General features: G+C 35.7%; 6 protein-coding genes and 1 pseudogene. 6 read left to right on the top strand and 1 reads right to left on the bottom strand.

Annotation, left to right across the window (positions count from 1 at the left end; translation table 11 throughout):
- Nucleotides 1-105: 105 nt before the first annotated feature.
- The gene (locus tag AB6E85_RS23340) at nt 106-489 is read right to left on the bottom strand and encodes a YgiW/YdeI family stress tolerance OB fold protein (protein ID WP_372144406.1); all 384 of its coding nucleotides are present in this window, start codon (nt 487-489) and stop codon (nt 106-108) included.
- Nucleotides 490-845: 356 nt separating this feature from the next.
- Here AB6E85_RS23340 and AB6E85_RS23345 point away from each other — a divergent pair.
- The 6 genes and pseudogenes from AB6E85_RS23345 to AB6E85_RS23370 all read left to right on the top strand — a co-directional run bounded on the left by AB6E85_RS23345 (nt 846) and on the right by AB6E85_RS23370 (nt 6,647).
- Nucleotides 846-2,010: pseudogene (locus AB6E85_RS23345) on the top strand (IS3 family transposase).
- A gap of 315 nt (nt 2,011-2,325) precedes the next feature.
- Entirely contained in the window at nt 2,326-3,252 is a 927-nt protein-coding gene (locus tag AB6E85_RS23350) for a helix-turn-helix domain-containing protein (RefSeq protein ID WP_372144407.1), read from the top strand.
- A gap of 460 nt (nt 3,253-3,712) precedes the next feature.
- Nucleotides 3,713-4,762 carry a helix-turn-helix domain-containing protein gene (locus AB6E85_RS23355; RefSeq protein ID WP_372144408.1) on the top strand — a complete coding sequence of 350 codons (1,050 nt, stop codon included), beginning with the start codon at nt 3,713-3,715 and terminating at the stop codon, nt 4,760-4,762.
- 520 nt (nt 4,763-5,282) lie between these two features.
- Entirely contained in the window at nt 5,283-6,086 is an 804-nt protein-coding gene (locus AB6E85_RS23360) for an EAL domain-containing protein (protein WP_372144409.1), read from the top strand.
- Between the two features lie 92 nt (nt 6,087-6,178).
- On the top strand, nt 6,179-6,376 hold the full coding sequence (locus AB6E85_RS23365; RefSeq protein ID WP_372144411.1) for a hypothetical protein: 198 nt from the start codon (nt 6,179-6,181) through the stop codon (nt 6,374-6,376).
- Nucleotides 6,377-6,389: 13 nt separating this feature from the next.
- The gene (locus AB6E85_RS23370; protein ID WP_372144413.1) at nt 6,390-6,647 is read left to right on the top strand and encodes a NirD/YgiW/YdeI family stress tolerance protein; all 258 of its coding nucleotides are present in this window, start codon (nt 6,390-6,392) and stop codon (nt 6,645-6,647) included.
- The last annotated feature ends 697 nt before the right edge of the window (nt 6,648-7,344 follow it).

The raw sequence follows: 7,344 nt of genomic DNA on the forward strand, positions 1-7,344 counted from the left end.
ATTAGGTAATTAAAGAGAGAGTTACGTTGACCAATAACTCCAAATAGTACGGTAGACAAAAAGTCATTTAACTAGCCAATTACTTACAATAACAAATTCACCTTACTAATACATAGCCTGAAAACTATCTGCATCAATAGTTACTTCCGACCAATTCTTGTCGACCTCTCCTCTAATTAGGACTTTAGTTTCTGGAGTAACAACCTCACCACGCCATAAGTCATCATCGATTTCCATTGTGATATCCCCTGTTGAAACACGAAAAATATAATCATCATGGCCAACAGAGGATATTATATGCCCCCTCAATTTAAATTGAGCCTCATCACTTGCATTGAGAGCACTTATTACCTCTCGTGCGACATGCTTTGAGCTTCGTCCTTCAAAGCCCCCTTTACTATTAACGATAGCCGTCGTTAAAGATGCTTGAAAACCACCTAGCTCATCGGCAGTATGATTTTTCTCAAAATAATCCCCGTCATTCATCATCTAAAGTTGAAAGTAGTTCTCCTGCCAACTGCATGATAACGAAACAGCCGTGAAGTAATCATGAAGAAAAGAATGAAACTTAATATTAATAACTTGCTTAGCGGAGTTAGCAAAAGACCACTCTAACGGTAAATACATAGTCATTATTATCATGACTACCGTGCCATCCCATACGCTTACAAATTCTGTCCACAATTACTAACTCACAACCGTAACCAGCATTATCAAGATCGTGACCATCATGGCGATTCTCAATCTTAAGTATCGAACTACGTAGCTCAATGTCTATTTTCCCGACACTGCACATCAGTTTTGGATACTGAGTTAAGTGAGTACAATCACTAACGAGGTGGACAATGACAACTAAGAAAACACGAATCAAACATGCTCCCGAATTTAAAGCCGAAGCACTTAAATTGGCTGAGAAAGTCGGTGTCGCTGGTGCTTCACGACAACTATCGTTATATGAATCTCAAATCTATGGGTGGCGTAAAGCCGTTAAGAAAGACGTGAAGATCAGCGCCAGAGAAAATGCCAAACTCAAACGATTACTGGCTGAACAAGCTGAAGAGCTAGATCTCGTAAAAAAGGCCGCCACCTACTTCGCGAAAAGTCTAAAGTAGATTGTTATGAGTTTATGCTCGAACGCCTGATGCAATATAGTATTGTCCGTATAGCTAAGGTGTTTGGGGTTTCTCGAAGTGGGTTTTATTACTGGATTATCATCGCCATAAAGTCACTCAACGCAACGAGCACCGAAAGCAGCTTGATAGCAAGGTTCGAGAAATCTTTATTGATAAAAAGGAGCGCGATGGTGCAAGGCGTATTCAAAAAGAACTTGAAGAGAACGGGAATAAGCACGATGCGAAAACCATTGCTGCGAGTATGAAGCACCAGAGTTTAGTCGCGAAAGCCGCCCGTAATTTTAAGCGTACGACAGATAGTAAGCATAAATTTTCTGTGCCCCAAACTTGCTTGAGCAAGACTTTAATGCGACAGCCCCGAATCAAAAATGGGCTGGAGATATTACCTATCTAGCAACAAGCTAAGGTTGGATGTATTTGCCGTTATTATCGACCTGTACTCGCGGCAAGTCGTTGGTTAGTCAATGAACACTAGAGTGACGGCGACTCTGGTCTACGATGCGCTATCAATGGCATTATTTCGCAGAGGTATGTCAGAAGGAGTGATTATCAATAGCGATAGAGGTAGCCAGTATTCTTCAAAAGACTACCGAGACTTAATTGCCGCCCAAAATCTCAAACAAAGTATGAGCAGAAAAAGAAATTGTTGGGATAACGCTTGTGTTGAAAGCTTTTTCCACTCAATGAAAATAGAAGCCGTCCGATACGAGCCGATAATGATGCGAGAAAAGATACGCCAAGCACTTTTTGAGTACATCGAAGTTGATTACAATCGAACAAGAAGGCCAGTGTTCTTGGGTCTCTAAGCCCAGTTAACTTTGAAAAAAATATGTCGCTTAATGCGCTGTCCTGTCTGGCTGGAGCAGGTCACAATTGAAACACGTCTAAATTATCACACCAAAATAACAACTGAACTACAATTCAGCGTATGATTATTCCATACCTAGCTTTGGTTGGCCAGAACAGGGCGAATACCAAGAAAACTAATATACATACGGTTGCAACAATCGCCAAACGATAAAGAGTGAAATAATATGGCTCAAACTACCTTATTAACCTCCGACAAAGTAGTCCCTTTAGTACGGATTGAAACTATCGATACACTCTTATCTATTGCATCAACTCAATTGAACAATAGTTCAAGTTGGATAAAATACGGTAGTAAGCACCTCCCACTAAAGAAAAAAAACTAGTGTACCAAGCAGAATTTATACCCGAAAACGCGACTCTAAGCTTGTTCAAATCAATATCTCTTGAAGTTAACAAACGTGACTACGTATCATATCTTAAAGATTGTGGGCAAGAAATCAGTCGATATTGGTTACAATACGTAGCAGATACAGACATAACACTTGAGCACGCTTTACGATCTTTAAAGCTAGGACTACTAAATCACCCTCACTTAACTAACTTTTATATAAAAAATAACTCTAACCGACTTGATTATGTTTTAGAGAACAATCGTTCGCCGAAAGCTAATGATAATTTAGATATAAGTTTTGAACTCATAACTATTTTCTCTTTCATTTCGTTCGTAGAATACGTAATGGGTAAACCCTGGAAGCCTCAAGCTACAACGTTTAGCTTTCCTGAATGTATATATTCTGAGATTGTAACAAGTTATATTGTCAGTAATACTGTTTATAACAATAACAACACTTCGATAAGAATTTTAGATATTGATGCAAAAAGGAATATTAACCTTTGTTCCCTCTCCTCCAACAGGTTAAGTATCGTAAGATGTCAAAGTATAGATCCCGCAAGCCCCTTTTCCACATCTTTAATCCTAGGTTTGGAAGCATATGTTGGTACAATAAAGCTTGAAATAAACTACATATCAGAAATTATAGGCATCGCACCACGTACACTACAAAGACGATTAACCCAAGAAGGTACAAGTTTTAGAGAGATTAGAGATTATCTTCACATAAAATTTGCTAACCATCTTCTATCCGAAGGGCTTCACTCAGCAACTGAGATCGCTTCACTTTTAGACTACTCCGACTTGTCACATTTCAGTCGAGCTTTCAAACGCGTAACAGGTCATTCGCCTTCAGAACAAACCACTGAAACTCCACCTTTTACCGTCAATCACCAACACCTGCATTCGAGTGATTAAAAGCGGTTAGGTATTACGTTGTTCTTCTTGGGTTTGTTACTCGTTTACCAAAATCTACGATTATCTACTTATAGTATTAATTAAGTATAGCGCATGTAAAAAATATACATATAAAGCCTTGATTCATATAGAGATAGCTATCAAACACTCATACCAAGATAGATATAATTATTTACATAACTGGTAATTGCCTGGGCAGGCAATTACCAGTTATCAATCCAATCATACAATATATCTATCTTACTCTCCTCCCAATCAGCCTACCCACATAATTAATTTACCTCAAATATTCCATAATCAATTTTTTGTAACACGTGTCGTAAAATGATAAATAACCCCAACTAATAAGGTTGATAATATAAGGAGAAGCTGCTTATTTCGATAATGTACACCGATATTAAAAAAGGACACCTTATAAAAGAATGAACATAAATAATTCACGTTTAACAAGGGTTACTATATGACCAAAGTTACCTATCCAACACCTGTAATTAAAACTAATTATGCAAAAATACTTATACAACTTTTTAGTGATTATGGTCTCGACACGCACCAATTAATTGAAGAATCTTTCCTTCCTCCAAACTTAATTGAATCTAAAAGCAATTATGTCCCACAAGAAACTGTTAAACTTTTAATCTTTAAAGCATCATCACAGCTGACCACTCCTCAATTCAATGAAGTACTAAGTTTGGCTTTTAAAAACAAGATAATCCCCAACATTTTACATGAGTTTTTCGAGTTTAAGACCATTGGAGACTCTCTAAAACATGTTAATACTATTTTTTCACTAGACTCTCCTGGTAGCAATGTTAACTTCGTCCAAGAATACGAGATGAGCTGGTTTTCAAGAGGCACCTCCGAGAGTCAAAGCCTCAACTTTCAATATGAAGAAATATTTGTAATAACTTATATTATTGAACTAATCAGAATTTTATCACAGTCATCGTGGAAGCCAACCAAAGTTCGTTTACAAGGACAGGACAGTAACTTAGTTCAATCCGTCGTTTCAGAACAATGCCAGATTTTTGTCGACCAAGAGTCAACCGCCGTATTGATCCCCAATGATATATTACAGCTACCGATTCGCCTTTCACTTAAAGATATAACCCCTAAGCCTAACTTATTAAATTGGTCTACTAACTTCAGCGACAACGTTCGCGAGTTAATTAAACCATATATTAAAGAACAGGATCTGTCACTCGAAGAAGCAGCTAAGTTGTTCAACTTATCTATCCGGTCTTTTCAAAGGAAATTACACAAAGAGAATATGACCTACCGAAATATAAAAGAAAAACTAATAGTGTCTATTGCATGTGAGTTAATTGAAGATGGTCATAGTATAACTTATATTTCTAGCCAATTAGGTTACACGAACATCTCTCATTTTTCTCGTGCATTTAAAAGAGTCAGTGGTGTCAGTCCAAAAAATTACCAATCTACTTTACCAAAGGTAAATCCAATTGAAAATGAATTCGGGGGATTATTAAGTTTTAATATCCATACCTAGATTTGGCCTGTTGAGAAATATAATCTACTAATAAAATTTAAAACTAAAATCTTAGAAAGATAGTTTTAACTTAAACACCCCATAAAAATAGAGTGTTAACTTTATTATTCATCAGCTAAGCATGTCATCATACAAAACCTCATCCTAGTCTGTTCACCCCTCCTCCTTAGAGTTTCATTATGAAAATGCACTCAGTCTAGAGTGCTCACTTTTTACATTCCAGAGGTATTATTATGGCGTAACTGTTTAATAACTTATCAGAGATTTTAGTGACAACTACACATGGTATATCTAGACGTTTGTTTTAACGACTTCAATCTCCTTATTTTTCAAGCCCCTAAACCTCCAAAGTAAGTGTCGACTTTGACTGTATCTACTCACATTGTTTCTCCTATTCGCTACGCTAAAAATCTAGATAGTTTAGGTCAGAAACCAAAAATTTTTTTGGCGTGATATGGTAAAAGTCAAATAAGAATCTGTGCAACAATTAGTTATCAATAATTTTCAAGAAGGATAATTGATGGATACTTTAACTGAACGCATACTTATAAACGAAATATTAGACGAACTTCTTTTGTTTGAATCCTGTCAGGCTAATAATTTCTTTAATATTAAGTTCCAGCCTATTGTTAATGGTAACGATAGAAGTGTTGTAGCTATGGAATCACTATTACGCTGGGAGAGTGATGTTCTTGGTCATGTAAGCCCTGAGCTAATCATTGATTGTGCAAATAAAAACAACCAAATAAGTAGACTTCACTCTATGATAATGTCCCACATCATAAGGGCCAAGCCAATCATTGACGCACATTATAAAAAAGAGCTATTTTTCTCTATTAATGTTCCAATGAGCATGCTACTCGATCTGAATGTTTTTTCATTATTCTATAAAAAATGTCGCGCCTCAAACATTAATAGTAATGCTATTATAATTGAAATTACAGAGAGTATTCCGGCAGATATAGTTGAGGTATCTAAAAGCATCGATTTTATTCAAAATATTGGGTTTGGTGTTTATTTGGACGACTTTGGTAAGGGTTACTCTAACCTAGAGTGTTTACATAACTTTAATCTTACAGGGTTAAAATTAGATAGATTCCTCTCAGAGGGAATAGATGATTTATACTTAAGGTCAATAGTCGAGGTAATAGTTTCTATGTGTGAGAACGAAGGCAAAGCCTTGATTATAGAGGGAATTGAAAATAAAGCTCAACTAGATACTTTTAAGAGTCTAGGTTGTAAGTACTTTCAAGGCTACTATTTTTCTCATCCAGTTTCAGTAAAAGAAATTTGCAACGGATATGATTTCAACATGGCAAGCTAGCCATAAATGGTTAATTATTTATGGCCATCATGTAGAATTACCAGATTTAAATTAAACGTGTTGGCTCGAATTAATTTCAAATAGTGATTTATATGTATAGTTTAACAATTATTTTAAGCATAGTTCTTAACGGAGAGTCATTTATTGCATCAGTCGATGTAAATGAGTCTTTTTCATCTATAGAAAATTGTGAAGATAAAGCTATTGAAATCCATGAAAAACCTAACAAAACAAATATTGAAGTCATGAAATTTGATTTCATTTGTGAGTTAGAGAATCGTGCTCAGTGACAAAAACAACTCGATGGTCAAATTAAAAAGTCACCTATTGATTTTAGTAAGGGTTATAACTCTCATACCTACAGGGGCGTTCTCAAGTTTCAATGAACCCCATACAATAAAGAGTATAGATAATGTTAGTTCTGTAAAAGATGACCATAATGCTGAGCTAACTGGTAGCATAATTGCTTCAATTGAGTCCCCAAATAATAACCTCTATAGCTTCAAAGACAAAACAGGAAGAATTCAAATAAAAATAGAACATAATATATGGAAAGGTTAACTTTGACTGGTTAGACCTAAGAATAGATGTAGATAAAATAAAGAAGATCCCCTACCCTGAATAAAGGTATCGGAGAGGTAAATTAATCACGTCTTACTTACTAAAGTTTCACGCCACAAACGTATTTATCATAGCTACCCCTTGTAGATACGAGAGGTCAACATAGTTACAACTCCTTAAAAATTAGAAGATTTGTCTGTAAAATCAATATCAAGTAAAACAGGTAATTGTCTTACGTCAACTATCTGTTAGCTTTATCACACTGATCCTTTATTTTTTCATTGGCTTTAACTTATTATTACCTTTACTGATTCTGCCTTTGAATACTTACTTAAGAAAGTATAGTCAGGAGACCACTGAAGGAAATCCGTTAAATAAAAATTAGAGTCGATGAAACACTTTAACACACGTAATGAGAGTATTCCTTAAACCATTAAGTCAGTTTCAATCGAATCATCAGAATACTGAAAACCTCTGTCAGAATTACCATTTGTCTATCAAATATCACCTAGCTAATGAACAAACGGCCTTAATTAGACTTGGTAAAGTTTGCCTATTTACCTATGCCGTCACTGTTGTATGTAAGTTTAGACACTTTGTACTAATAGTCAGCCCTCTTAAAAATCATAACCTTAAACATAATGTAGTGGTCTAATGATCCCGGACACCAAATTAGGTGGTAAAGTCTCCACCATAA

The sequence above is a fragment of the Vibrio sp. 10N.247.311.51 genome, from assembly GCF_041467855.1.
Lineage (GTDB): Bacteria > Pseudomonadota > Gammaproteobacteria > Enterobacterales > Vibrionaceae > Vibrio > Vibrio coralliirubri.

Excerpts from the sequence above, each read along its gene's own strand:
- AB6E85_RS23340 (WP_372144406.1), bottom strand. The coding sequence starts at position 489 with ATGATGAATGACGGGGATTATTTTGAGAAAAATCATACTGCCGATGAG.
- AB6E85_RS23360 (WP_372144409.1), top strand. The coding sequence starts at position 5,283 with ATGGATACTTTAACTGAACGCATACTTATAAACGAAATATTAGACGAA.
- AB6E85_RS23365 (WP_372144411.1), top strand. The coding sequence starts at position 6,179 with ATGTATAGTTTAACAATTATTTTAAGCATAGTTCTTAACGGAGAGTCA.
- AB6E85_RS23370 (WP_372144413.1), top strand. The coding sequence starts at position 6,390 with ATGGTCAAATTAAAAAGTCACCTATTGATTTTAGTAAGGGTTATAACT.
- AB6E85_RS23355 (WP_372144408.1), top strand. The coding sequence starts at position 3,713 with ATGACCAAAGTTACCTATCCAACACCTGTAATTAAAACTAATTATGCA.